This window comes from Stenotrophomonas sp. NPDC077659 (assembly GCF_050268705.1).
Lineage (GTDB): Bacteria > Pseudomonadota > Gammaproteobacteria > Xanthomonadales > Xanthomonadaceae > Stenotrophomonas.
Window position 1 is genome coordinate 1 of the sequence record NZ_JBNNHG010000033.1, and the last position, 22,394, is coordinate 22,394.

Annotated in this window: 23 protein-coding genes; 15 read left to right on the plus strand and 8 right to left on the minus strand. The window is 67.1% G+C overall.

What is annotated here, in order from left to right:
- The 7 genes from pcnB to ACQKDV_RS07235 form a co-directional block, all read left to right on the plus strand.
- The coding region (gene pcnB, locus ACQKDV_RS07205) for a polynucleotide adenylyltransferase PcnB (RefSeq protein WP_427783075.1) at positions 1–1,296 on the plus strand (1,296 nt) is incomplete at its 5' end.
- A gap of 3 nt (positions 1,297–1,299) precedes the next feature.
- Positions 1,300–1,785 (plus strand): 2-amino-4-hydroxy-6-hydroxymethyldihydropteridine diphosphokinase, encoded by a 486-nt coding sequence (gene folK, locus ACQKDV_RS07210; RefSeq protein ID WP_427783076.1) that lies wholly within the window; start codon positions 1,300–1,302, stop codon positions 1,783–1,785.
- A 34-nt stretch (positions 1,786–1,819) separates the two neighbouring features.
- The gene (gene panB / locus ACQKDV_RS07215) at positions 1,820–2,635 is read left to right on the plus strand and encodes a 3-methyl-2-oxobutanoate hydroxymethyltransferase (RefSeq protein ID WP_427783077.1); all 816 of its coding nucleotides are present in this window, start codon (positions 1,820–1,822) and stop codon (positions 2,633–2,635) included.
- Positions 2,632–3,471 carry a pantoate--beta-alanine ligase gene (gene panC, locus ACQKDV_RS07220; RefSeq protein WP_427783078.1) on the plus strand — a complete coding sequence of 280 codons (840 nt, stop codon included), beginning with the start codon at positions 2,632–2,634 and terminating at the stop codon, positions 3,469–3,471. The genes panB and panC overlap by 4 nt, the downstream gene beginning before the upstream one ends.
- Before the next feature lie 163 nt (positions 3,472–3,634).
- Positions 3,635–4,015 (plus strand): aspartate 1-decarboxylase, encoded by a 381-nt coding sequence (panD, locus tag ACQKDV_RS07225; RefSeq protein ID WP_006432456.1) that lies wholly within the window; start codon positions 3,635–3,637, stop codon positions 4,013–4,015.
- On the plus strand, positions 4,012–5,526 hold the full coding sequence (pgi, locus tag ACQKDV_RS07230; RefSeq protein WP_427783079.1) for a glucose-6-phosphate isomerase: 1,515 nt from the start codon (positions 4,012–4,014) through the stop codon (positions 5,524–5,526). The genes panD and pgi overlap by 4 nt, the downstream gene beginning before the upstream one ends.
- Positions 5,527–5,809: 283 nt before the next feature.
- Positions 5,810–6,145, plus strand: coding sequence for a hypothetical protein (locus tag ACQKDV_RS07235; protein WP_427783080.1), 336 nt, complete (start codon positions 5,810–5,812; stop codon positions 6,143–6,145).
- 54 nt (positions 6,146–6,199) lie between these two features.
- Here ACQKDV_RS07235 and ACQKDV_RS07240 read toward each other — a convergent pair whose 3' ends face one another.
- On the minus strand, positions 6,200–6,763 hold the full coding sequence (locus ACQKDV_RS07240) for a response regulator transcription factor (protein ID WP_427783081.1): 564 nt from the start codon (positions 6,761–6,763) through the stop codon (positions 6,200–6,202).
- Positions 6,760–7,986, minus strand: coding sequence for an ATP-binding protein (locus tag ACQKDV_RS07245; protein ID WP_427783082.1), 1,227 nt, complete (start codon positions 7,984–7,986; stop codon positions 6,760–6,762). Before ACQKDV_RS07245 ends, ACQKDV_RS07240 begins: the two co-directional genes overlap by 4 nt.
- 114 nt (positions 7,987–8,100) lie before the next feature.
- On the opposite strand from ACQKDV_RS07245, the gene ispG reads away from it, so the two are divergent.
- The 3 genes from ispG to ACQKDV_RS07260 all read left to right on the plus strand — a co-directional run bounded on the left by ispG (position 8,101) and on the right by ACQKDV_RS07260 (position 10,945).
- Positions 8,101–9,366, plus strand: a complete 1,266-nt coding sequence (gene ispG, locus ACQKDV_RS07250) for a flavodoxin-dependent (E)-4-hydroxy-3-methylbut-2-enyl-diphosphate synthase (protein ID WP_427783083.1) — start codon at positions 8,101–8,103, stop codon at positions 9,364–9,366.
- Positions 9,347–10,096, plus strand: a complete 750-nt coding sequence (locus tag ACQKDV_RS07255) for a phosphatase PAP2 family protein (protein WP_427783084.1) — start codon at positions 9,347–9,349, stop codon at positions 10,094–10,096. The genes ispG and ACQKDV_RS07255 overlap by 20 nt, the downstream gene beginning before the upstream one ends.
- Before the next feature lie 201 nt (positions 10,097–10,297).
- On the plus strand, positions 10,298–10,945 hold the full coding sequence (locus ACQKDV_RS07260; protein WP_079221493.1) for a response regulator: 648 nt from the start codon (positions 10,298–10,300) through the stop codon (positions 10,943–10,945).
- A 106-nt stretch (positions 10,946–11,051) separates the two neighbouring features.
- Here the strand turns inward: ACQKDV_RS07260 and eda are convergent, their stop codons facing one another.
- The 5 genes from eda to zwf all read right to left on the minus strand — a co-directional run bounded on the left by eda (position 11,052) and on the right by zwf (position 17,050).
- Entirely contained in the window at positions 11,052–11,711 is a 660-nt protein-coding gene (gene eda / locus ACQKDV_RS07265) for a bifunctional 4-hydroxy-2-oxoglutarate aldolase/2-dehydro-3-deoxy-phosphogluconate aldolase (RefSeq protein WP_427783085.1), read from the minus strand.
- A 205-nt stretch (positions 11,712–11,916) separates the two neighbouring features.
- The gene (gene edd, locus ACQKDV_RS07270; protein ID WP_427783086.1) at positions 11,917–13,833 is read right to left on the minus strand and encodes a phosphogluconate dehydratase; all 1,917 of its coding nucleotides are present in this window, start codon (positions 13,831–13,833) and stop codon (positions 11,917–11,919) included.
- Positions 13,834–13,890: 57 nt separating this feature from the next.
- Positions 13,891–14,613 (minus strand): 6-phosphogluconolactonase, encoded by a 723-nt coding sequence (gene pgl / locus ACQKDV_RS07275; protein WP_427783087.1) that lies wholly within the window; start codon positions 14,611–14,613, stop codon positions 13,891–13,893.
- The gene (glk, locus tag ACQKDV_RS07280; RefSeq protein WP_427783088.1) at positions 14,610–15,617 is read right to left on the minus strand and encodes a glucokinase; all 1,008 of its coding nucleotides are present in this window, start codon (positions 15,615–15,617) and stop codon (positions 14,610–14,612) included. The genes pgl and glk overlap by 4 nt, the downstream gene beginning before the upstream one ends.
- Positions 15,614–17,050 (minus strand): glucose-6-phosphate dehydrogenase, encoded by a 1,437-nt coding sequence (gene zwf / locus ACQKDV_RS07285; RefSeq protein WP_427783089.1) that lies wholly within the window; start codon positions 17,048–17,050, stop codon positions 15,614–15,616. The genes glk and zwf overlap by 4 nt, the downstream gene beginning before the upstream one ends.
- Positions 17,051–17,404: 354 nt before the next feature.
- On the opposite strand from zwf, the gene ACQKDV_RS07290 reads away from it, so the two are divergent.
- The gene (locus tag ACQKDV_RS07290; RefSeq protein ID WP_427783090.1) at positions 17,405–18,487 is read left to right on the plus strand and encodes an ABC transporter ATP-binding protein; all 1,083 of its coding nucleotides are present in this window, start codon (positions 17,405–17,407) and stop codon (positions 18,485–18,487) included.
- 116 nt (positions 18,488–18,603) lie between these two features.
- On the opposite strand, the gene ACQKDV_RS07295 is transcribed toward ACQKDV_RS07290, so the two are convergent.
- Positions 18,604–19,479, minus strand: a complete 876-nt coding sequence (locus tag ACQKDV_RS07295) for a YgfZ/GcvT domain-containing protein (protein WP_427783091.1) — start codon at positions 19,477–19,479, stop codon at positions 18,604–18,606.
- Positions 19,480–19,518: 39 nt separating this feature from the next.
- Between ACQKDV_RS07295 and ACQKDV_RS07300 the strand changes: the two genes are divergently transcribed.
- Genes ACQKDV_RS07300 through sdhA form a run of 4 tightly spaced genes read left to right on the plus strand, consistent with a single transcriptional unit; the run spans position 19,519 to position 22,347 of the window.
- Positions 19,519–19,692: a DUF1674 domain-containing protein gene (locus tag ACQKDV_RS07300; RefSeq protein WP_427783092.1), complete on the plus strand. Its 174-nt coding sequence runs from the start codon at positions 19,519–19,521 to the stop codon at positions 19,690–19,692.
- A gap of 57 nt (positions 19,693–19,749) precedes the next feature.
- Positions 19,750–20,142, plus strand: coding sequence for a succinate dehydrogenase, cytochrome b556 subunit (gene sdhC / locus ACQKDV_RS07305; RefSeq protein WP_108749284.1), 393 nt, complete (start codon positions 19,750–19,752; stop codon positions 20,140–20,142).
- Entirely contained in the window at positions 20,139–20,525 is a 387-nt protein-coding gene (gene sdhD / locus ACQKDV_RS07310) for a succinate dehydrogenase, hydrophobic membrane anchor protein (RefSeq protein WP_324809615.1), read from the plus strand. The genes sdhC and sdhD overlap by 4 nt, the downstream gene beginning before the upstream one ends.
- A 31-nt stretch (positions 20,526–20,556) precedes the next feature.
- On the plus strand, positions 20,557–22,347 hold the full coding sequence (gene sdhA / locus ACQKDV_RS07315) for a succinate dehydrogenase flavoprotein subunit (RefSeq protein WP_427783093.1): 1,791 nt from the start codon (positions 20,557–20,559) through the stop codon (positions 22,345–22,347).
- Positions 22,348–22,394 lie beyond the last annotated feature (47 nt).

Here is a 22,394-nt window from a genome sequence, read left to right on the forward strand (position 1 = left end):
GACCAGCACACGATCTCCCGCAAGGACATCAGCCCGAATGCTCTGCGCGTGCTGTACCGCCTGCGCGATGCCGGCTTCGGCGCCTACCTTGTGGGCGGCGCGGTGCGCGACCTGCTGGTCAATGGCCAACCCAAGGATTTCGACGTGGCCACCGATGCCACGCCCGAACAGGTCAGGCAGCTGTTCCGCAACTGCCGCCTGATCGGCCGCCGTTTCCGCCTGGCCCACGTGGTCTTCGGCCGCGAGATCATCGAAGTCGCCACCTTCCGCGCCAACAGCGATGACGGCAGCGGCGACCGCGAAATGGAAAACGGCATGCTCGTGCGCGACAACGTGTACGGCACCATCGAAGACGATGCCGTCCGCCGCGACTTCACCTGCAATGCCCTGTACTACGCCATCGAGGATTTCTCGGTGCGCGATTACACCGGTGGCTTTGAAGACGTGCAGGCGCGGTTGATGAAGCTCATCGGCGACCCGGTGCAGCGCTACCAGGAAGATCCGGTACGCATGCTGCGCGCGGTGCGCCTGGCTGCCAAGCTCGGCTTCCAGATCGAAGAGGGCACGGCCGCACCGATCCCGCACCTGGCCGGCCTGCTCAACGAAGCCGCCCCGGCGCGGCTGTTCGAAGAGGTGCTGAAGCTGTTCCTGTCCGGGCATGGCGTCGCCAGCTTTGAAGGTCTGGAACGTTATGGCCTGTTCGATGTGCTGTTCCCGGAAAGCGGCAAAGCGCTGAAGTCCAACCGCACCGGCGCGCTGCGCCGCATGCTGGTGGAAGGCCTGGCCAACACCGATGCGCGCGTGGCCAACGACGAGCCCGTTTCGCCGGCCTTCCTGTTCGCGCTGCTGCTGTGGCCGGCCTACTGCCGCGCCCAGGCCAGCCTGCTCAAGCAGGGTGTGGCACCGGAAGAAGCGCAGCGTCGCGCCGCCGACCGGGTCACCGTGCAGCAGTTGAGCACCATCGCCCTGCCGCGCCGTTTCTCGCTGCCGATGCAGGAAATCTGGCTGCTGCAGTCGCGTTTCAGCTCGCGCCAGCGCAAGCGCGTGTTCCGCACGCTGACCCATCCGCGCTTCCGCGCTGCGTTCGATTTCCTGGCCCTGCGCCAGGTCGCCTCGGCCGAGCACGCAGCGGATGTGGCGTTCTGGCGCGAGGCGCAGGCGCAGTCCGGGCATGAGCTTGAATCCTCGCTGGATGCTCTGCACACCGACGGTGGCGACGAAGAGGGTGGGGCACCGCGCAAGCGTCGCCGCCGTCGTCGTCGCACCGGCGCGGCTGCCGGCGGCGCCGCCGAGTAAGCCATGACCCTTGCCTGGATCGGCCTGGGGGCCAACCTGGGCGACGCGGCCGCCACCGTCCGCGCGGCCATCGCCGCGCTGGATGGCCTGCCCGGCACGCAGCTGCGGCGGGCCTCGGGCCTTTACGCCACACCGGCCTGGGGCAACGAAGACCAGCCGCCGTTCGTCAATGCGGTCGCCGGGGTGGAAACCACCCTGGCTGCCGGTGATCTGCTGCAGGCGATGCTGGCACTGGAGCAGCAGTTCGGTCGCGTACGCGACCCAGCCGTGCATTGGGGCCCGCGCGCGCTGGACCTGGACCTGTTGCTGTACGGCGCGCAGGTGCTGGATGAGCCCGGCCTGCAGGTGCCGCATCCCTACCTGCATGAGCGTGCCTTCGTGCTGGTGCCGCTGGCCGAAATCGCACCGGATCTGGCCATTCCCGGCCATGGGCGTGTGCAGGATGCAGTGATGCGGGTCGATGCCTGCGGGATCGCGCCGATAGGGTGATAATGGCCGGGTTATCTCCCCCGGTTATCAGCACATGAGTACCCACGCAGACAGCAAGCCCTGGACCGTTCCCGCCCTGGCCGAGGCCAAGCGCAATGGCCGGAAGCTGGTCATGTTGACCGCCTACGACGCCGGCTTCGCCCGCACCTTCGACGCCAACGGCGTGGACCTGATCCTGATCGGCGATTCGCTGGGGATGGTCGTGCAGGGTCATGATTCCACGCTGCCGGTCACCGTGGCCGACATGGTCTACCACACCCGCGCGGTGTCCCGCGTGCTGCAGCGTGCGCTGCTGGTAGCCGATCTGCCGTTCGGCGCCGATGCCACCCCCGAGCGCGCGCTGGACGCTTCGCTGCAGCTGCTGCAGGCCGGCGCGGAGATGGTCAAGATCGAGGGGGCTGGCTTCAAGGTCGACATCGTGCGCTACCTGGTCGAGCGCGAGATTCCGGTGTGCTCGCACCTGGGCCTGACCCCGCAGTCGGTGCTGCGCCTGGGCGGCTTCAAGATCCAGGGCCGTGGCGATGCCGCGCGCCAGTTGGTGGAAGATGCCAAGGCAGTGGCCGCCGCCGGTGCCGCGCTGATCGTGCTCGAGTGCATGCCGACCCCGGTGGCCGCCGAAGTGACCGCCGCCGTCGACGTGCCGACCATCGGCATCGGTGCCGGCCCGCACTGTGATGGCCAGGTGCTGGTGCTGCACGATTTCATCGGCCTGGACAGCGGCCATCGCCGTCCGAAGTTCGTCAAGGACTTCCTGGCCGAAGGCGGTTCGGTGGCCGGTGCCACCCGCGCCTATGCCGATGCCGTGCGCGACGGCAGCTTCCCCGACGAACAGCACGCGTACGCCCAATGATCCAGACCTTCAACGAACTTGGCGCACTGCGCGCGCAGATCGCGCACTGGAAGCAGGAAGGCCTGCGGGTGGCGCTGGTGCCGACCATGGGCAACCTGCACGGCGGCCATCATTCGCTGGTGAGCCTGGCGCGGCAGTATGCCGACAAGGTGGTGGCCAGCATCTTCGTCAACCCGACCCAGTTCGGGCCCAACGAAGACTTCAGCCGCTACCCGCGCACGCCCGAGGCCGATGTGGCTGGATTGGAACAGGTCGGCTGCGATGCGGTGTGGCTGCCCAGCGTCGAGGTGATGTACCCGCTGGGCGTGGACAGGACCACACAGATGCACGCGCCGGGCGTCAGCGAAGTGCTGGAGGGCGCCAGCCGCCCGGGGCACTTCGATGGGGTCTGCACGGTGGTCACACGCCTGTTCCTGCAGGTGCAGCCGGACGTGGCCGTGTTCGGCCGCAAGGACTACCAGCAGCTGGCGGTGATCAAGCAGATGGTGGCCGAACTGTCGTTCCCGATCCAGATCGTCGGAGCCGAGATCGTGCGGGATGACGATGGCCTGGCCAAAAGCTCGCGCAATCAGTATCTGGACGCCGGGCAGCGGCCGCTGGCCACGACGATCCATCGCACGCTGCTGGGCATGCGCGAAGGCTACGTGGCCGGGCAGTCGCGTGCACAGATCGAGGCGGATGCCGCCGCCGCGTTGCAGGCGGCCGGTTTCCAGGTCGACTACGCGGTGCTGCGCACGCCCGAACTGGCCGAGCCGACCTTCGATGGCGGCGGCCGGGTGGCGCTGATCGCCGCCCGCCTGGGCAGCACCCGGTTGATCGACAATCTGGAATTCTGAGTTCCGCACGATGGGTAGCGCCGGGCCATGCCCGGCGGACCACCGTCTGCTGCCGCTGCGCTCGCCGGACACGGCCCGGCGCTACCTGAACGGATTGCCGGTGGTGATGCCCCGCGTTGCGCGGGTGCTAGAATCCACGCTTTCCTTTGCGTTGTGCCGTGCCATGCACCTGTCCCTGCTGAAGACCAAGATCCACCGCGCCACCGTCACCCATTCCGAGCTGAACTACGAAGGCTCGATCGCCATCGACGACAACCTGCTGGCCGCCACGGGCATCCGCGAGTTCGAGCAGGTGCACATCTGGGACGTGACCAACGGTGCGCGCTTCTCGACGTACGCCATCCGCGCCGAAGCCGGCAGCGGCGTGGTGTCGCTCAACGGTGGTGCTGCACGCCACGTACAGGTCGGTGACATCATCATCATCGCCGCGTTCGCCAGCATGACCGAGCAGGAAGCCGACAGCTTCAAGCCGAAGCTGGTGTACGTGGACGGCAACAACCAGATCACCCACACCAACGACACGATCCCGACCCAGGCCGCATGACAACGAACAACGGATTCGACTCGCTGCATTCCCACGCCCAGCGCCTGAAGGGCGCCAGCATCCCCAGCCTGCTCGCCGCCGAACCTGGCCGCGTGCAGGATCTGGCGCTGCGGGTCGGTCCGTTGTACGTCAACTTCGCCCGGCAGAAATACGATGCCGCGGCGTTGCAGGCTCTGCTGGCATTGGCCGCCGATCGTGATGTCGGCGGCGCCATCACCCGCCTGTTCCGTGGTGAGCAGGTCAACCTGACCGAAGGTCGCGCCGCACTGCACACCGCGCTGCGTGGCGACGTGGTCGATGCGCCGGTTGCCGCCGAGGCCTATGCCACCGCGCGCGGGATCCGCCAGCGCATGGGCGTGCTGGTGCGCGCGCTGGAAGACAGCGGCGTAACCGACGTGGTCAGCGTCGGTATCGGCGGTTCGGATCTGGGCCCGCGCCTGGTGGCCGATGCACTTCGCCCGGTCAGCGGCGCGCGCCTGCGCGTGCATTTCGTGTCGAACGTGGACGGCGCCGCGATGCAGCGCACGCTGGCCACGCTGGATCCGGCCAAGACCGCCGGCATCCTCATTTCCAAGACCTTCGGCACCCAGGAAACCCTGCTCAACGGGCAGATCCTGCACGACTGGCTGGGCGGCAGCGACCGCCTGTACGCAGTCAGCGCCAACCCCGAGCGCGCGGCCAAGGCCTTCGCCATCGCCGCTGATCGCGTGCTGCCGATGTGGGACTGGGTGGGCGGGCGTTACTCGCTGTGGTCGGCGGTGGGGTTCCCGATCGCGCTGGCCATAGGCTTTGAGCGTTTCGAACAGCTGCTGGAAGGTGCCGCGCAGATGGACGCGCATGCGCTGGATGCGCCGCTGGAGCGTAACCTGCCGGTGCTGCACGGCCTGACCGACATCTGGAACCGCAACGTGCTGGGCCATGCCACGCACGCGGTGATGACCTATGACCAGCGCCTGGCGCTGCTGCCGGCCTACCTGCAGCAGCTGGTGATGGAAAGCCTGGGCAAGCGCGTGCAGCGCGACGGCCAGCCGGTCGGCACCGACACCGTGCCGGTGTGGTGGGGCGGGGCGGGCACCGACGTGCAGCACAGCTTCTTCCAGGCGCTGCACCAGGGCACCAGCATCATCCCGGCCGACTTCATCGGCTGTGTGCACAACGACGATCCGTACACCGTCAACCACCAGGCGCTGCTGGCCAACCTGCTGGCGCAGACCGAAGCGCTGGCCAACGGCCAGAGCAGCGACGACCCGCACCGCGATTATCCGGGGGGCCGCCCGAGCACGCTGATCCTGCTCGACGCGCTGACCCCGCAGGCGCTGGGTGCGCTGATCGCCATGTACGAACACGCCGTGTACGTGCAGTCGGTGATCTGGAACATCAACGCCTTCGACCAGTTCGGCGTCGAACTGGGCAAGCAGCTGGCCAGCGGCCTGCTGCCCGCGCTGCAGGGTGAGGATGTGGCCGTCGCCGATCCGATGACCCGCGAGATCCTGGCCCAGCTGAAGGGCTGACGCACTGGTAGTGCCGGCCGCTGGCCGGCATCCCTGGCTTTTGTAGAGTCGAGCCATGCTCGACTGCTTTGCTCAGCTTGTGGCACCAACCGTCGGCCACTGATCGGCATCCACACGCTGCAGCAATTGCACTGAATGCAAGGAATTCGCCGGAAACTGGAGTTGGTTTCCTCGCGCTCTGTCATAGCTGAACGTGATCTGCAAAAATTGCAGACCCGATGCACTTCGGCATCCCGCCGAAGCAGCAATCTGGATGCAACTGCACTCATGGAGCAGGGGGAACATGGAAATCTCGAAGGAAGACAAGAAGCGTATCAAGGCGCTTGCCTCTGAAGGCAAGACGATTGTGGATATCTGGACGCAGTTCAAGAAAATCTATCCCGACGCCGAATATGTCGATATTTACTGGATCGTCTACGGCTCAGGCGGGCAGAGTGCTCTCGGCGTCAAGCGCACGATCACCAATCGAATCAATGAATTGACCACCCTGAAATCCCAGGACAAGAAGCGATTCGCCGAAGTCGTAGAAGAACTGCAGCACCTGGTGAATCACCTTTACAGCTCGCACAAGAAGAATCGCGACAAGCTTGCGGCGATCCGTGTGGCACTCGGCGAATAAGTGACAGGTGGTGCCGGCCAGCGGCCGGCACTACCGCTGCAGGTCGGCGCCGCGTCACCGGCTCGGGTCGCGCTCGGGGCTTGGCCGCTTGGCCAGCTTGCGCTGCAGCGAGCGCCGGTGCATGCCCAGCAACCGTGCGGCCGCCGAGACATTGCCGCCGGTCTCGTGCATCGCCTGCTGGATGTGTTCCCACTGCAGGCGGCTGATCGGCGTCATCGCGTCGGGCACTTCCATTTCACCGTCATCGGCCGGGCCGTCGTCCTCTTCGCCCAGTGCACGCAGGATCATCGGCACCGTCGCCGGCTTCGGCAGGTAGTCGTCCGCCCCCAGCTTGATTGCCTCCACCGCAGTGGCGATGCTGGCATAGCCGGTCACCAGCAGGATCCGCATGTCCGCGCGCAGGGCACGCAGCGGCTGGATCAGCGCCAGGCCGGAATCGCTGCCCAGCTTCAGATCGATCAGTGCAAATGCCGGCGGGTGTGGGCGCGCCAAGGCCAGCGCGCTGGCGGCATCCTGCGCGGTCTGCGTCTCCAGCCCCTTGCGGGCCAGGCTGCGCTGCAGGGTGCGCAGGTACAGTTCGTCGTCGTCGACCAGCAGGCCGAGGGGTGAGGCACTCATGGGGTTTCCTCTTGGGGAGCCAGTGGCAGGCGGAAGCTGACGCGGCTGCCGGCGCCTTGGGCAGGGCGCATCCACATCTCGCCGTGCAGGCGTTCGATGGTGGCATGGGACAGGGCCAGGCCCACGCCCATGCCTTCGCTCTTGCTGCTGCCGAACAGCCTGCCCGGCAGCACGGCGGCGCGCGCATTGAAGCCGTGGCCGTAGTCACGGACTTCGCCGATCAGATCCTCGCCTTCCATACGCAGGTCCAGATCCACTCGGGGCCGCCCGGCCTGCTCGCCAGCGTCGGCGGCATTGTTCAGCAGCACCATCAGCAGGTGGCCCACGCCCGGGTCCAGCGGCAGGCGCAGCGGCGCATCGTCATTGCGGTGCAGATCAATGGTCGGGCGCACCAGGCGCCACTGTTCCAGCACCTGCTGGGCGCTGGAGTGACCGCGGCCGGGGCCGTCTGCCGATGCCGGTGCGGCCAGCGCCAGCACCCGCTCGCGGCACTGCACCAGCAGTTCGCGCAGGGTTTCCATGTCCTCGCGCACTTCCGGTTCCTCGCTGCGCTCGGCCACGTCGTCGGCCAGCAGGGTCATGGTGGCCAGCGGGGTATTCAGTTCGTGCGCCACCGACGCGGCATGGGTGGCCAGGGCCACGATGCCTTCGTTGCGGGCGAAGCGCTCGCGCAGCGCCGACAGTTCCAGTTCGCGCACACGCAGAGCCCTTGCCAGGCGCGTGGAGAAGGTCAGTACCACCGCGGCCGACAGCAGGAAGTTGGTGACCACGCCCCAGCGATTGAGATCGAGCGCGCGGAAATAACCTGTCGGCAGCGGCTGCCCGAACAGGCCGCTGGCGGCATAGCCCAGCAGGCAGGCGGTGGCCACGGCCAGGGCCCAGCGCAGGGGCAGGGCAAAGGCGGCCAGGGCGATCAGGATCAGGAACAGCGAGCCGAATGGATTGGCGATGCCGCCGCTCCAGCCGACCATCCAGGTCAGGATGATCACATCGACCAGGATGTGGCCGAACGCGGTCAGCGGCGCGGTGTCATCCGGCTCCGGGCGCAACTGGGTGTACAGGTTGAAGACGGCCAGCACGGCCACGCCTGCCCACAGCGGCAGCTGCGGCAACGGCAGGCCCAGTACCAGGGTGGCCACCAGGATCGTCGCCGCCTGACCGCCCACGGCCAGCCAGCGCAGGCTGCACAGGGTTCGTAGAAACGGGGCGTCGGGACCGGTCATGCGTGCCCATCGTATGCGTTCACGAACGCGCCTGCCTGCGACAATCGGCCGCAGATGTGCCGAAGGCTGAATGCGAATCGCCCGGAATGTGGGGCTGGGCGGTAGAATGCGCCCATGCACGACGCCGTCACCCGCCCGACCCAACCCTCCGATGCCACCGCCTGGTCCCGTCGCCAGACCCATGCCGTCCAGATCGGCGGGGTTACCGTAGGTGGCGGCAAGCCGGTGGTGGTGCAGTCGATGACCAACACCGACACCGCCGATGTGGCCTCCAGCGTGAAGCAGGTGGCCGAGTTGTGGCGGGCCGGTTCGGAAATGGTTCGACTGACGGTCAATACGGTGGAAGCGGCCGCGGCCATTCCGCGCATCGTCGACAAGCTGGCGATGATGGGCATCGACGTGCCGCTGATCGGCGATTTCCACTACAACGGTCACCAGCTGCTGACCGCCGAACCGGCCTGTGCCGAAGCGCTGGCCAAGTACCGCATCAACCCGGGCAACGTCGGCTTCGGCAAGAAGAAGGACCTGCAGTTCGCCCAGCTGATCGAGTTCGCGATCCGCTACAACAAGCCGGTACGCATCGGCGCCAACTGGGGATCGCTGGACCAGGCCCTGGCGGCCAAGCTGATGGACGAGAACAACCATCGCGAACAGCCTTGGGACGCCGGCCGCGTGCTGCGCGAGGCGCTGATCCGCTCGGCGCTGGATTCGGCCGAACAGGCTGTGGAAATCGGCCTGCCGCGTGATCGCATCATTCTCTCGGCCAAGGTCAGCGGCGTGCAGGAACTGATCGCGGTCTACCGTGACCTGGCCCAGCGTTCCGATTTCGCCCTGCACCTGGGCCTGACCGAGGCCGGCATCGGCAGCAAGGGCATCGTTGCTTCGGCGGCAGCGCTGAGCGTGCTGCTGCAGGAAGGCATCGGTGACACCATCCGCATCTCGCTGACGCCCGAGCCGGGCCAGTCGCGGACGCAGGAAGTGATCGTCGCCCAGGAACTGCTGCAGACCACCGGCCAGCGCGCTTTCACCCCGCTGGTCACCGCCTGCCCGGGCTGCGGCCGCACCACTTCCGAATTCTTCCAGGAACTGGCCAAGGTCGTGCAGAACCACGTGCGCGAGAAGATGCCGGTCTGGAAGGTGCAGCACCCCGGTGCGGAGAACATGACGCTGGCGGTGATGGGCTGCATCGTCAACGGTCCGGGCGAATCGCGGCACGCCAACATCGGCATCTCCCTGCCGGGTACCGGCGAAACGCCGGCAGCGCCGGTATTTGTCGATGGCGAGAAGAAGGTGACCCTGCGTGGTGACAACATCGCCCAGGAGTTCGTTGCCCTGATCGACGAATACGTCGAACAGAAGTATGTCCGGATCGCCGGGTAAGCCGGCGATCCTGTCCGCGCCGGAACCGGCCTCCGGCTTCCGTCACTGGATGGGCCGCAACACGTGGCGCCTGCTGCTGCTGTTTGCCGGCGTGCTGCTGCCCTTGGCCGGTTTTGTCGCCCTGGCCGACGAAGTCCACGAATTCGAGTCGTTCCATTTCGACGCCCCGCTGTTGTGGCAGATGCACGGGCTGCATTCGCCGTGGCTGGACCATTTCTTCGTGCTGCTGTCCAAACTGGGCTACGAGTGGTTCCTGATTCCCGCCGATGTGCTGATTGTTGGCGCGCTGCTGTGGCGGCGGCGCTGGCGTGAGGCGACCTTCGTGGCGGTGTGCTTTGTCGGCTCGGCCCTGCTGAACATGGGCAGCAAGCAGTTCTTCCAGCGCGACCGCCCCAGTCTGTGGGAATCGATCGCGCCGGAATCGACGTTCAGTTTCCCCAGTGGCCATGCGATGGGCAGCATGACCCTGGCCGCGACCCTGGTGCTGCTGGCCTGGAACACCCGCTGGCGCTGGCCTGTGCTGGTCCTGGCGCCGTTGTTCAGCCTGCTGGTCAGCCTGTCGCGGGTGTACCTGGGGGTGCATTACCCCTCCGATATCCTCGCCGGATGGTGTGCGGCACTGGTTTGGGTGGTAGGGTGCTATCTGGTCATGTTCAGTCGCCGGCAACCTTGGCGGCACCGCGGTTCGCCGCCAGCAGCGGCCGCCGGAGCGATCGCTGCAGGGGAGTGACGTGGATGCCCCTTCGGGGACGTCGACGCGGGAGCAGGTTGTTTCGTTGTAAACGGATTCTGTGGGACAGGGGGCAACATCGATGTGCGAAGAATGTGATGCGCAAGGCAGAACGCTGTTTTTGCGCCGTCATCTTGCTTGCAGTGCTCGGATGCCCTGCCTAGCGTGGCCCGCAATGGCCGCATTCGATGAGGTACGTGAATGACGATTCGAGTCTACCTGGTGGACGACCACGCGCTGGTCCGCACCGGTATGAAGATGATCCTGTCGGGTGAAGCCGACATTGAAGTCGTGGGCGAAGCCGAGACCGGGGAAGATGGCCTGCGCGAGATCCGCCAGCTGCTGCCGGACGTGGTGCTGTGCGACCTGCACCTGCCGGGTGTCAGTGGCATGGAAGTGACCGAGCGCATCGTCCGTGGCCATCGCGCCACGCGCGTGGTGATCGTTTCCGTGCTGGAAGACGGTCCGCTGCCCAAGCGCCTGCTGGAGGCCGGCGCGGCCGGTTACATCGGCAAGGGCTGCGATGCACAGGAGCTGCTGCGTGCGGTGCGTGACGTGGCTGCCGGCCGCCGTTACCTCGGCACCAGCATCGCGCAGAACCTCGCGCTGTCGACGGTGGAGGGCAATGCCTCGCCGTTCGATACGTTGTCGCCGCGCGAGCTGGAAGTGGCGCTGCTGCTGACCCAGGGCCTGCGCCAGGAAGACATCGCGCGGCGGCTCAGCCTGAGTGCGAAGACGGTGAACACGCACAAGGCGCGGTTGTTCGAGAAGATGGGGATCAGCGACAACATCGCCTTGGCGCGCATGGCCAGCCAGTACGGGCTGGTGGATCCGGCACGGCCGCTGTAACAGCGTCGGCTGTACACCGGGGTCGGATCCCTTTCCGCAGGACAGGGATCTGACCCCTGATGATGCTGGAGCCGAGCATGGGCTCGGCTCTACACCGCTGTCGGGCTCAGTGGCCGCGGACGCGCTTGATGATCTTCGCGGCGTCGGCGGCGCTGGCGCGCACCTTGTCCCACTCGCCGCCGGCGATCCAGTTGCCCGGCACCATCCATGAGCCACCGATGCAGACCACGTTCTTCTGCTCGAGGTATTCGGCGGCGGTGTTTTCGGTGATGCCACCGGTCGGGCACAGCTTGAGATCGGCAACCGGACCGGCCAGGCCCTTGATCATCGCCAGGCCACCCACGGCCGTGGCCGGGAACAGCTTGCACACACGGAAGCCACGCGCGTAGAGCGACAACAGCTCGGTCGGCGTAGCCGCCCCCGGCACCACCGGCAGCGGTGCCGCGGCCAGCGCGTCGGCCAGCAGCGGTGGCGTACCCGGCGTCACCAGGAAATCCGCACCCGCATCGATCGACTGCTGCATCTGCTCCACGGTCAGCACCGTGCCCGCGCCCACCACCACATCGGGCAGCTCACGCTTGAGCATCGCCAGCGCTTCCATCGCCACCGGCGTACGCAGCGTCAGCTCGATGGCCGGCAGGCCACCTTCCAGCAGCGCCGCACTCACCGCGCGCGCCTGGTCCAGCGTATGAATCGTCACCACCGGCAGGATGCCCGCCGCACGCAGCAGTTCCGCCGCCTTCACCTGATGTTGTTCGATACCCATGCTTTTGCCCTTGCCTTTGCTCTTCTTGATTCAGTGGCCGCAGCGCAAATGACGCGCCGGGAATTGTCCAAGGGCAGTAGAGCGCCCTGGCCGGGGCCGTGAGCGGCATGGATGCCGCGACCGAGCCCCCATGGATGGGTTTACGGCGTGTCCCGGCCAGGGCGCTCTACTGCCCAAGCCGGGAAGCCTGCCGCGGCTTTTCGCTTCAGGCGTCTTTTGCCTCATGCGGCGCCGCCGCCGCCGCGGCATCGTTCCCCAACTCGTACTCGGCGTCGTAATCCCACGGCCCACCATCCGCCGCCGCCGGCCCGCAAGAAATCGAAATCGCCCCCTGGTCCGCCGGGCCCACCACGCGACGATTGATCGCAAACAGATTGCGGCCCAGATCGTGCGCCGCCGGTGCCGTGTTCGGCGCCAGCGGACGTGCCGCCCACTCGGCCGCATCCACCAGCACTTCCAGCGTGCCGGCTTCGCCGTCCAGGCGGATCATGTCGCCTTCGCGCACCTTGGCCAGCGGACCACCGCGCGCCGCTTCCGGCGTCACATGGATCGCCGCCGGGATCTTGCCCGAGGCACCGGACAGGCGGCCGTCGGTCACCAGCGCCACGCGCCGGCCCTGGTTCTGCAGCAGGCCCAGCAACGGCGCCAGCGAATGCAGTTCAGGCATGCCGTTCGCACGCGGGCCCTGGTAACGCACCACGGCGACGAAATGCTCCGGCAGCAGGCCGCCGGCGTGCAGCTTGTTCAGCACCTGCGGCGCATCGACCACCACGGCCGGTGCCTCGATGGTGCGGTACTGCGGCTTCACCGCCGACAGCTTGATCAGCGACTTGCCCAGGTTGCCGCGCAGCAGGCGCAGGCCACCCTGGCTTTCAAACGGGTTGTCGACGCTGCGCACCACGTCTTCATCGGCGCTGCGTTCCAGGCCCGGCAGGTACACCAGCTTGCCGTCGCGCAGCTGCGGTTCGCGTGCGTAGTCGGCCATGCCACCACGGGCCACGCTGACGATATCGCCGTGCATCAGCCCGGCCTTGATCAGCTCGCCGAACACGAACGCCGGGCCACCGGCCGCAGCAAAGCGGTTCACATCGGCCTCGCCGTTCGGATAGACGCGGGCCAGCAGCGGGATCAGCTGCGACAGCTCGTCAAAGTCGTCCCAGGTCAGCACGATGCCGGCCGCGCGGGCCACGGCAATCCAGTGGATGGTGTGGTTGGTCGAACCGCCGGTGGCCATCAGCGCGATGACCGCGTTGATGATCGCGCGCTCGTCGATGATGCGGCCCAGCGGACGGAAGTCGTCGCCCAGCGCGGTGATGTCCAGCGCACGCTCGGTGGCTTCGCGGGTCAGGGCATCGCGCAGCGGCGTACCCGGGTTGACGAACGACGCGCCCGGCAGCTGCACGCCCATCGCTTCCAGCAGCACCTGGTTGGAATTGGCCGTGCCGTAGAAGGTGCAGGTGCCAGCGCCGTGGTACGAGGCGGACTCGGCTTCCAGCAGTTCTTCGCGGGTGGCTTCGCCGGCGGCATAGCGCTCGCGTACTTCGGCCTTCTGCTTGTTGGGGATGCCGGGAGTCATCGGGCCGGCCGGCACGAACACGGCCGGCAGGTGGCCGAAGGCCAGCGCGCCGATCAGCAGGCCCGGCACGATCTTGTCGCACACGCCGAGGTGGATGGTGGTGTCGAACATGTCATGGCTGAGGCCGACAGCCGTGGCCTGGGCGATGACATCGCGCGAGAACAGCGACAGTTCCATGCCGCCGCGGCCCTGGGTGACGCCGTCGCACATCGCCGGCACTGCGCCGGCCACCTGTGCGGTGGCGCCCAGTTCGCGGGCGATCCCGCGGATCTGCTCGGGATAGTTTTCGAACGGCTGGTGCGCCGACAGCATATCGTTGTAGGCGGTGATGATGCCCAGGTTCGGGGTCACACCGCCGCGCAGGCGGCTCTTGTCGGTGCTGCCACAGGCGGCGAAGCCGTGAGCGAGGTTGCCGCAGCTCAGGCGGCTGCGGAACGGGCCATCGCGCAGGGCGGCGTCGATCGCGGCCAGATAGGCGGCGCGCGAGGCGGCGCTGCGGGCGATGACGCGATCGGTGATGGCTTGCAGTTGCGGATGGAGGCTCATTGGCTACCAGCGTTCAAGGTGGCGAGAGGCAAGCGGCGGCGGGCGCCGCCGCCGACGTCAATCAGCCCAGTGCACGCGCAGGCGCGCGCCGTCCAGGTTGATCGCATTGAGGATCGGGTACTGCTGGGCATCATTGCTGTCCAGCGCGTGGCGCAGGACCTGCAGCTTCTGCTTGCCACGCAGCAGCAGCAGGCGCTGGCGGCACTGGCGCAGGCCATGCGGGGTCAGGGTGATGCGCAGCGGCCACTGGTTCGCGCCCGGGCAGCCGGTGGCATCCAGCGCCGCGTAGGGCAGGGTGCTTTCCAGCGCACGGGCCAGATCCTTCGAGCCCGGGAACAGCGAGGCGGTGTGGCCATCATTGCCCATGCCCAGTGCCACCAGGCTTGGCGCCTGGCTGTGCTGGGCCTGCAGGTTGGCGGTGTACACGCATTCGGCCAACGGTTTGCCAACGCGCACCAGCGGATCGAAGTGTGCACCCTCGGCGCGCTTGAGCAGGTGTTCGCGCACCAGCCAGGCATTGCTGTCGCGATCCTGCGGCGACAGCCAGCGCTCATCGGCCAGGCTCACTTCCACCCGGTCCCAGAGCACGTCCAGTTCGGCCAGCGCCTGGTACACCGGTGCCGGCGTGGTGCCGCCGGACAGCAGGATGCGGGCACGGCCCACTTCAGTGATGTCACGGTTGATCGCCTGGGCCATTTCGGCGGCCACGGCTTCGATCCAGCCATCGGCATCGCCATGGTGGATGAAATCGATGCGGTCGTCGTGGAAGGTCGGGCTCATGCGGCAACTCCTGGGGCGTCACGTTCAGCGTCGGCAGCGTAGGCGGCGGCGCCCAGCAGGCCGGGGCAGGGGTGCATGATGGCCAGCGACGGCACCCGCGCCATGATCGAAGAGAACCGGCCCTTGTGTTCGAAGCGCTGGCGGAAGCCGGAATGCTGCAGCGAGTCGAGCATCTTCGGCACCAGGCCGCCGGTAAGGAACACGCCATCCCAGGCGCCCTGCACCAGCACCAGATCGCCGGCGATGGCACCGAACACGGCGCAGAAGACATCCACCGTGCGCATGGCCTGCGGGTCACCCAGGGCAGCGCGGGCGGTGACGTCGGCCGGCTGCAGCTGGCCCGGATCGAAACCGGCCATCTCGCACACGGCGCGATGGATGTTGACCAGGCCGGGGCCGCAGATCAGGCGTTCGTTGGAGACGCGGCCGAACTGCTCGGACAGGATCTGCAGGATGCGGATCTCCTCCGGCGTGCCGGGCGGGAAGCTGACGTGACCGCCTTCGGTTTCCAGTGGATAGCTGCGGCCGTGACGCACGATCAGACCCCCAACCCCCAGGCCGGTGCCGGGACCGATCACCCCGTAGTTGCGCGACTCGCCCGGTGCGGCCGGGGTCCAGTGCGCGCCGCCGATCTGGACCACATCATGCGGCTGCAGCAGGCCCACAGCCATCGCCTGCGCCGCGAAGTCGTTGATCAGGTGCAGTTCGTCGAAGCCGAGCATGGCGGCGGTGCGGCTGCGCGAGATCACCCACGGGTGGTTGGTGATACGCGCTTCATCGCCGTCGACGCGGCCGGCCACCGCGAACACGCCGCGGCGTGCGGTGGCGCCGGCCTGTTCCAGGTAGTGGCGCGCGGCATCGCCCAGCGAGGGGAATTCAGCCACCGCGTATTCGCCGATGCTGTCCTTCTGCAGTGGCGCGTCCAGCGAGGTATCGGCCAGGGCGAAGCGGGCGTTGGTGCCGCCGATGTCGGCGACCAGCACGGGCTGGCTGGCGACACTCATGCCGATGCTCCGCTGTCCGGTGCGTCCACGCCCTGCGGCAGGAAACCGGCGGCGTTGTCCGGGCCCCACTGGCCGGCAGGGTAGGGTGCCAGCGGCAGCTTGGCAGCCTTCCAGGCATCGGCCACGCTGTCGATCCAGGCCCACGCGGCGCGCACCTCGTCATCGCGCACGAACAGGGTGTGGTTGCCGTTGAAGGCATCCAGGAACAGTCGTTCGTAGGCGATGCGGCGGTGCAGACCGGTCGGCACGGACAGTTCCAGTTCCAGCGGCTGCAGTTCCAGTGCGCCCCACTCGGGCCCGGCCAGGCTGCTCATCAGGCCCAGTTCGATGTTTTCCTGCGGCTGCAGCTGGAACACCAGGCGGTTCGGTGCGGCCTGCTCACGCTGCGGGCGCTCGAACAGCCAATGGGTGACAGGCTTGAGCGTGACCACCACGCGGGTGGTGCGCTCGGGCAGGCGCTTGCCGGTGACCAGGTGGAACGGCACGCCGCTCCAGCGCCAGTTGTCGATATGCGCGGTGACGCCGGCAAAGGTTTCCACGTCGCTGCCTTCCGGCGGCTGGTAAGCCTGGGCCGGCTGGCCGTTGATGCTGCCGGCGGTGTAGCGCCCGCGGATGCTGTCACGGGCGGCATGTTTGGCATCGAGCGGGCGCAGGGCGCGCAGCACCTTGACCTTTTCGTCACGGATGCGGTCGGCTTCCAGCGAGGCCGGCGGCTCCATCGCGACCATGCACAGCAACTGCAGGATGTGGCTCTGGACCATGTCGCGCAGCGCGCCGGAGCGGGCGTAGTACGCGTCACGGCCGTCCACCCCTTCGCTCTCGGCCACCAGGATGTGCACCGACTCGATGTAGTTGCGGTTCCACACCGCTTCCAGCAGCGTGTTGCCGAAGCGCAGCGCGATCAGGTTCTGCACCGCCGCCTTGCCCAGATAGTGGTCCAGGCGGAACACGCGGTCTTCGTCGATCCACTGGCCGATGGTGCTGATGATCTCTTCGGCGCTTTCACTGTCGCTGCCGATCGGCTTTTCCAGCATCAGGCGCGCAGGTGCCGCCAGCGCGCCGCCCTTGGCAAGCCCTTCGCAGGTGGAGATGTAAAGGCCCGGCGGGATGGCCAGGTAGCTGACGCAGCGGCGGTCGACCAGATCGGAGACCGCAGCGGCGACCGAGTCGACGTCGCGCAGGTCCACCGAGCGGTAGTCGATGCGGCGCAGCAGGGAGGCGATGTCCTCCTGGCTGGCCATCGGCATGGCCTGCTGCAGGCGCGGGCGCAGGATGTCATGGAAGGCTTCGGTGTCATGGCCGGACAGGGCCAGCGCACGGATGCGGAAGTCTTCCGGCAGCAGGCCGTCGCCAAGCAGGCGCAGCAGCGAGGGGAACAGGTAGCGCTGGGCCAGATCACCTGTGGCACCGAACAGGAAGAGGGTGTCGTGCATCGCTCGAGTTTCAGATCCGGGTGACATCGTTGTCAATCGCTTCATGGCTGGGTTCAGGGGACATCCGCGCTACTGTCTGTCCGAGGCTCGCCGGGGGGCGGATGTCCGGCAGGCCGGAAGACCGTTCCGTTCGAAACCACTACCACGATGACCGTTCGTCTGGTCATCGAAGCAGATCGGCGCGCACCGACGTTCGGATAGTGCCACGTGAAAACGTTTACATGGCAGAATGGGCAACTGTATTCGATTGCAGTGGTCGCCGTCATGCGGCAACCGCGCAATCACCACTGCCATCGGGAGGGCCGAGGCAGTCCCCAATGACAGCCCGGCGTCGGGCGGACTGGATAGATTGATATGGCAAAAGTGCAGTTGCAGGGTGTGCGCAAGGTCTACGACAACGGCCAGGTCGCGGTGAAGGACGCCACCTTCGAGGTCGCCGATGGCGAGCTCATGGTACTGGTCGGTCCGTCGGGCTGTGGCAAGTCGACCCTGCTGCGGATGGTGGCGGGGCTGGAGGAGATCAGCGGCGGCACGCTCACCATCGGCGACCGCGTGGTCAACGATGTGGCGCCGAAGGACCGCGACATCGCCATGGTGTTCCAGAGTTATGCGCTGTATCCGCACATGACCGTAGCCGAGAACCTGGCCTTCGGCCTGAAGCTGCGCGGCCATGACAAGGCCACCATCGACAAGCGCATCGCAGAGGCCGCGCAGACGCTGGGCCTGACCGAGATGATGGACAAACTGCCCAAGGCGATGTCCGGTGGCCAGCGCCAGCGCGTGGCGCTGGGCCGTGCGCTGGTGCGCGAACCGGCGGTGTTCCTGCTGGACGAACCGCTGTCCAACCTGGATGCCAAGCTGCGCCACAGCGTGCGTACCGAAATCGCGCAGCTGCACCGCAAGCTGGGCACCACCATGATCTACGTGACGCATGACCAGGTGGAAGCGATGACCCTGGGCCAGCGCATCGTGGTGCTCAAGGACGGCATCATCCAGCAGATCGACACGCCGATGGCGCTGTACGACCGCCCAGCCAATCTGTTCGTGGCCGGCTTCCTCGGCAGCCCGGCGATGAACGTGCTGCGCGGCACGCTGCAGGGCGACGCCGGCGGCGTGACCGTGGTCGACGGCGACTGGCGTGCGCCGCTGGGCCAGGCCACCATCGACCCGGCGTGGCTGCAGAAGCCGATTGCCGTGGGCGCACGCCCGGAACACCTGCAGCCTGCGGCTGCCGACGATACGCATGCGTTCACCGCGCGCATCGAGGGCATCGAACCGGTCGGCAACGAGATCTTCGTCAACCTCAGCAGTGGCCAGCATGCGCTGACCATGCGCGTGGCGCCGCAGTCACTGCCGGGCGTGGGCGAGGACATCCGCGTGGCGATCCACCCGCAGGGCCTGCATTTCTTCGATGCGGAGACTGGCGAGCGCCTGTGATTCTGTAGAGCCGAGCCCATGCTCGGCTGCTTTGGCGGCGTGCGGACCAACGGTCCGCGCCCACCCGATTTTGTAGAGCCGAGCCCACGCTCGGCTGCTTCATAGGGGGTAAAACCTCAGCGCGCCAGGCCGTCCAGTAGCGGCATGCGCTGCGCGGCCACGCCGTCCACCTGCAGTCCGGCGTCGCTCGTTTCCAGCGGCAGCACCGCCAGGGCCAGCTCGCCAGCCACGCTGGCAATGCTGCCCAGCGCCGCACCGTCCTGCTCCACTCCATCGCCAGCCTGCGCCGGGGCTGCGGTATGCAGCAGCTGCACCGCGCGCTTGGCCTTGCCCAGGAAATGCGTGCGGGCCACGATTTCCTGGCCGGGGTAGCACCCCTTCTTCACGCTGTAGCCGTTCAGCCGGTCCAGGCCCAGCTGCTGCGGCGTCCACGTTTCGCGCTGGCTCTCTTCCAGGCGCGGCAGGCCGTAGCGCAGATCGGCTTGCCGCCAGGCCAGGGCAAACGCGCTCTCCTCGGCGTCGCTGCCGGCTGCGAATCCTTCAACCGGCCCGATGCGCAACGTGCGCGGCAGGGCATCACTGCCCAGGTCCAGCTCCCAGCCTGCTTCGCCACACTGCGCGATGGCGGCGCCACTGGCCGCTTCCGGCGCAGTGAAGGCGCCTGCAGTGACCAGATCTGCATGCACCTGCAGCTTCACCTTGCGGCGGAACACGAACCGCTGCAGTTGCGACGCAATCGCATCAGCGTCGCCATCGGCAAGCACCAGCATGACGTGGTCGTCGGCCAGCTTGAGCAGCTGGAACACCGCCAGTGTACGGCCCTTGGCGCTCAACCAGGCGCTCCATTGCCAGTGCAGCAGGGGCAGGGTGGTCACATCGCTGCTGAACTGGGCATGGGCGAAAACGGCCGCATCCGCGCCCTGCAGGCTCAGCAACTGGTGGCCGGGCAGGCGCGGATATCCGATGAAAGCAGGGGGCAGGTTGTCAGGCACGTGAACGAGGTCTAAAATTTGTGCGTTGCGAGACCCAACATGATAGGCCAAACAACCCCCACTCCCGACGACGAAACTGAAGCCCCGCTGGTCCCTGCGGCACCTGTGCCCGTGGAACGACCAGAGGCGGAAGAGGAATTCGGCGGCCGCGGCGGACTTGATCCGGTGCGGTATGGCGATTGGGAGAAAAACGGACGCTGCATCGATTTCTGATCAGCATTGAGCCAACGCGGCATCGTGCCGCCCAGCCGAGACAACGAGCCCAGCGAAATGGCGACCAGACAACGCCCCCTCTCCCCGCACCTTCAGGTGTATCGCTGGCAGATTCAGATGGCCACCTCGATCCTGCATCGAGCCACTGGCGTCTTTCTGTCCGTGGGTGCCCTCATCATTGCTGCCGGCCTGCTGGCCCTGATGATGGGACCCGATTCCTGGAACTGCTTCACCGGTCATGCCGGGGCCTGGTATGGCCGCGTGTTCCTGTTTGCGTGGACATGGTCGTTCGCCTATCACCTGTGCAATGGCATCCGCCATATCGTGCAGGACTTCGCTGTGGGCTTCAGCATTCCGGCCTTCGTCCGCAGCAGCTGGATCTCGGTTTTCGGCAGCCTGGTGATCACCGCGCTGGTCTGGGCCTACGTGTTGTTCGGAGGTGCCGCATGAGCAGGTTCCGTACCCCGCTGAAGAACGTGCGCGGCCTTGGCTCGGCCAAGACCGGCACCGAGCACTTCGTGCACCAGCGCCTGACCGCCGCCGCCCTGGTGGTGCTGGGCCTGTGGTTCCTGGTGTTCGTGGTGCGCATGGCCGGCGCCGATTACGCCACGGCCGTGGCCGCCATCGCCAAGCCGTGGAATGCCGTGCCGCTGATCGGCCTGCTGATCACCATGTTCTGGCACGCACAGCTCGGCATGCAGGTCGTGCTGGAAGATTACATCCACGAATCGCTGCTGGCCCTGGTGCTGCAGACCGCGGTGAAGTTCGTCGCCGTGCTCGGCATGATCGTCAGTGTGTTTGCGGTGGGCCGCATCGCCCTCGGCGTTGCCTGAGCCCAGGCACCAAGACAGGAATCCAGACTAGATGTCCGCTTACAAGATCACCGAACACAAGTACGACATGGTCGTGGTGGGTGCCGGCGGCGCCGGCCTGCGTGCCACGTTCGGCCTTGCCGCCAAGGGCCTGCAGACCGTGTGCCTGACCAAGGTCTTCCCGACCCGTTCGCACACCGTCGCTGCCCAGGGCGGTATTTCCGCCGCGCTCGCCAACATGGGCGAAGACGATTGGCGCTACCACTTCTACGACACCATCAAGGGCTCGGACTGGCTGGGCGACCAGGACGCCATCGAGTACATGTGCCGTGAGGCCATTCCGGCCATCATCGAGCTTGAGCACTACGGCGTGCCGTTCAGCCGCACCGCCGAAGGCAAGATCTACCAGCGCCCGTTCGGCGGCATGACCACCAAGTACGGCGAAGGCCCGGCGGCGCAGCGCACCTGCGCGGCAGCCGACCGTACCGGCCACGCCATGCTGCACACCCTGTACCAGCAGTCGCTCAAGCACGACGCGCGCTTCATGATCGAGTACTTCGCACTCGACCTGATCTTCGATGACGAAGGCGTGTGCCGTGGCGTGCTGGCGCTGGACATGTCCGACGGCACGCTGCATCTGTTCCGCGCCCAGGGCGTGGTGCTGGCCACCGGCGGCTACGGCCGTGCGTACTTCAGCGCCACCTCGGCGCACACCTGCACCGGCGACGGTGGCGGCCTGGCCATGCGCGCCGGCATCGCCATGCAGGACATGGAGTTCGTGCAGTTCCACCCCACCGGCATCTACGGTGCCGGCTGCCTGATCACCGAAGGTGTCCGCGGTGAAGGCGGCATCCTGCGCAACAGCAGCGGCGAGCGTTTCATGGAGCGCTACGCACCGCATTACAAGGATCTGGCCTCGCGTGACGTGGTGGCCCGTTCGATGACCATCGAGATCCGCGAAGGCCGCGGCGTGGGCGAGCACAAGGATCACATCCTGCTCGACCTGACCCACCTGGGCCCGGGCGTCATCGACGAGAAGCTGCCGGGCATCGCCGAGAGCGCCCGCATCTTCGCCGGCGTCGACGTGCACGAGCAGCCGATCCCGGTCATCCCGACCGTGCACTACAACATGGGTGGCATCCCGACCAACTTCCACGGCGAAGTCGTGCGCAAGGTCGGCGACAACCCGGATGCCGTGGTACCGGGCCTGTACGCCATCGGCGAAGCGGCCTGCGTGTCCGTGCACGGTGCCAACCGCCTGGGCTCGAACTCGCTGCTCGACCTGGTGGTGTTCGGCCGTGCGGTGGCCAACCGCTGCGCCGAGACCATCAAGCCGGGCGCGCCGCACAAGCCGCTGCCGGCCGATGCCTGCGACAAGGCACTGGGCCTGCTGGACAAGCTGCGCCACGCCAACGGCGATACGCCGACCTCGGTCATCCGTGACCGCATGCAGCGCACGATGCAGGCCGATGCCGCCGTCTTCCGCACCAGCCAGACCCTGAAGGAAGGCTGCGAGAAGATGGCCACCGTGTTCGATTCGTTCCAGGACGTGAAGGTCAGCGACCGTTCGCTGGTCTGGAACTCGGACCTGATCGAGACCTACGAGCTGAACAACCTGCTGCTGAACGCGGTGGCGACGATCAACTCGGCGGAACAGCGCAAGGAAAGCCGTGGTGCGCACGCGCACGAGGACTTCCCGGACCGCGACGACGTCAACTGGCACAAGCACACGCTGGTCACCGTCGACGAGAAGGGCAAGTGCAGCTTCGACTACCGTCCGGTGCACATGTACACGCTGACCGATGAGGTCGACGTGGTGCCGCCGAAGCCGCGCGTGTACTGATCGCGATCCCCGCCTACCATGCAATCCGCGCCCCGGTGGCGCGGGCC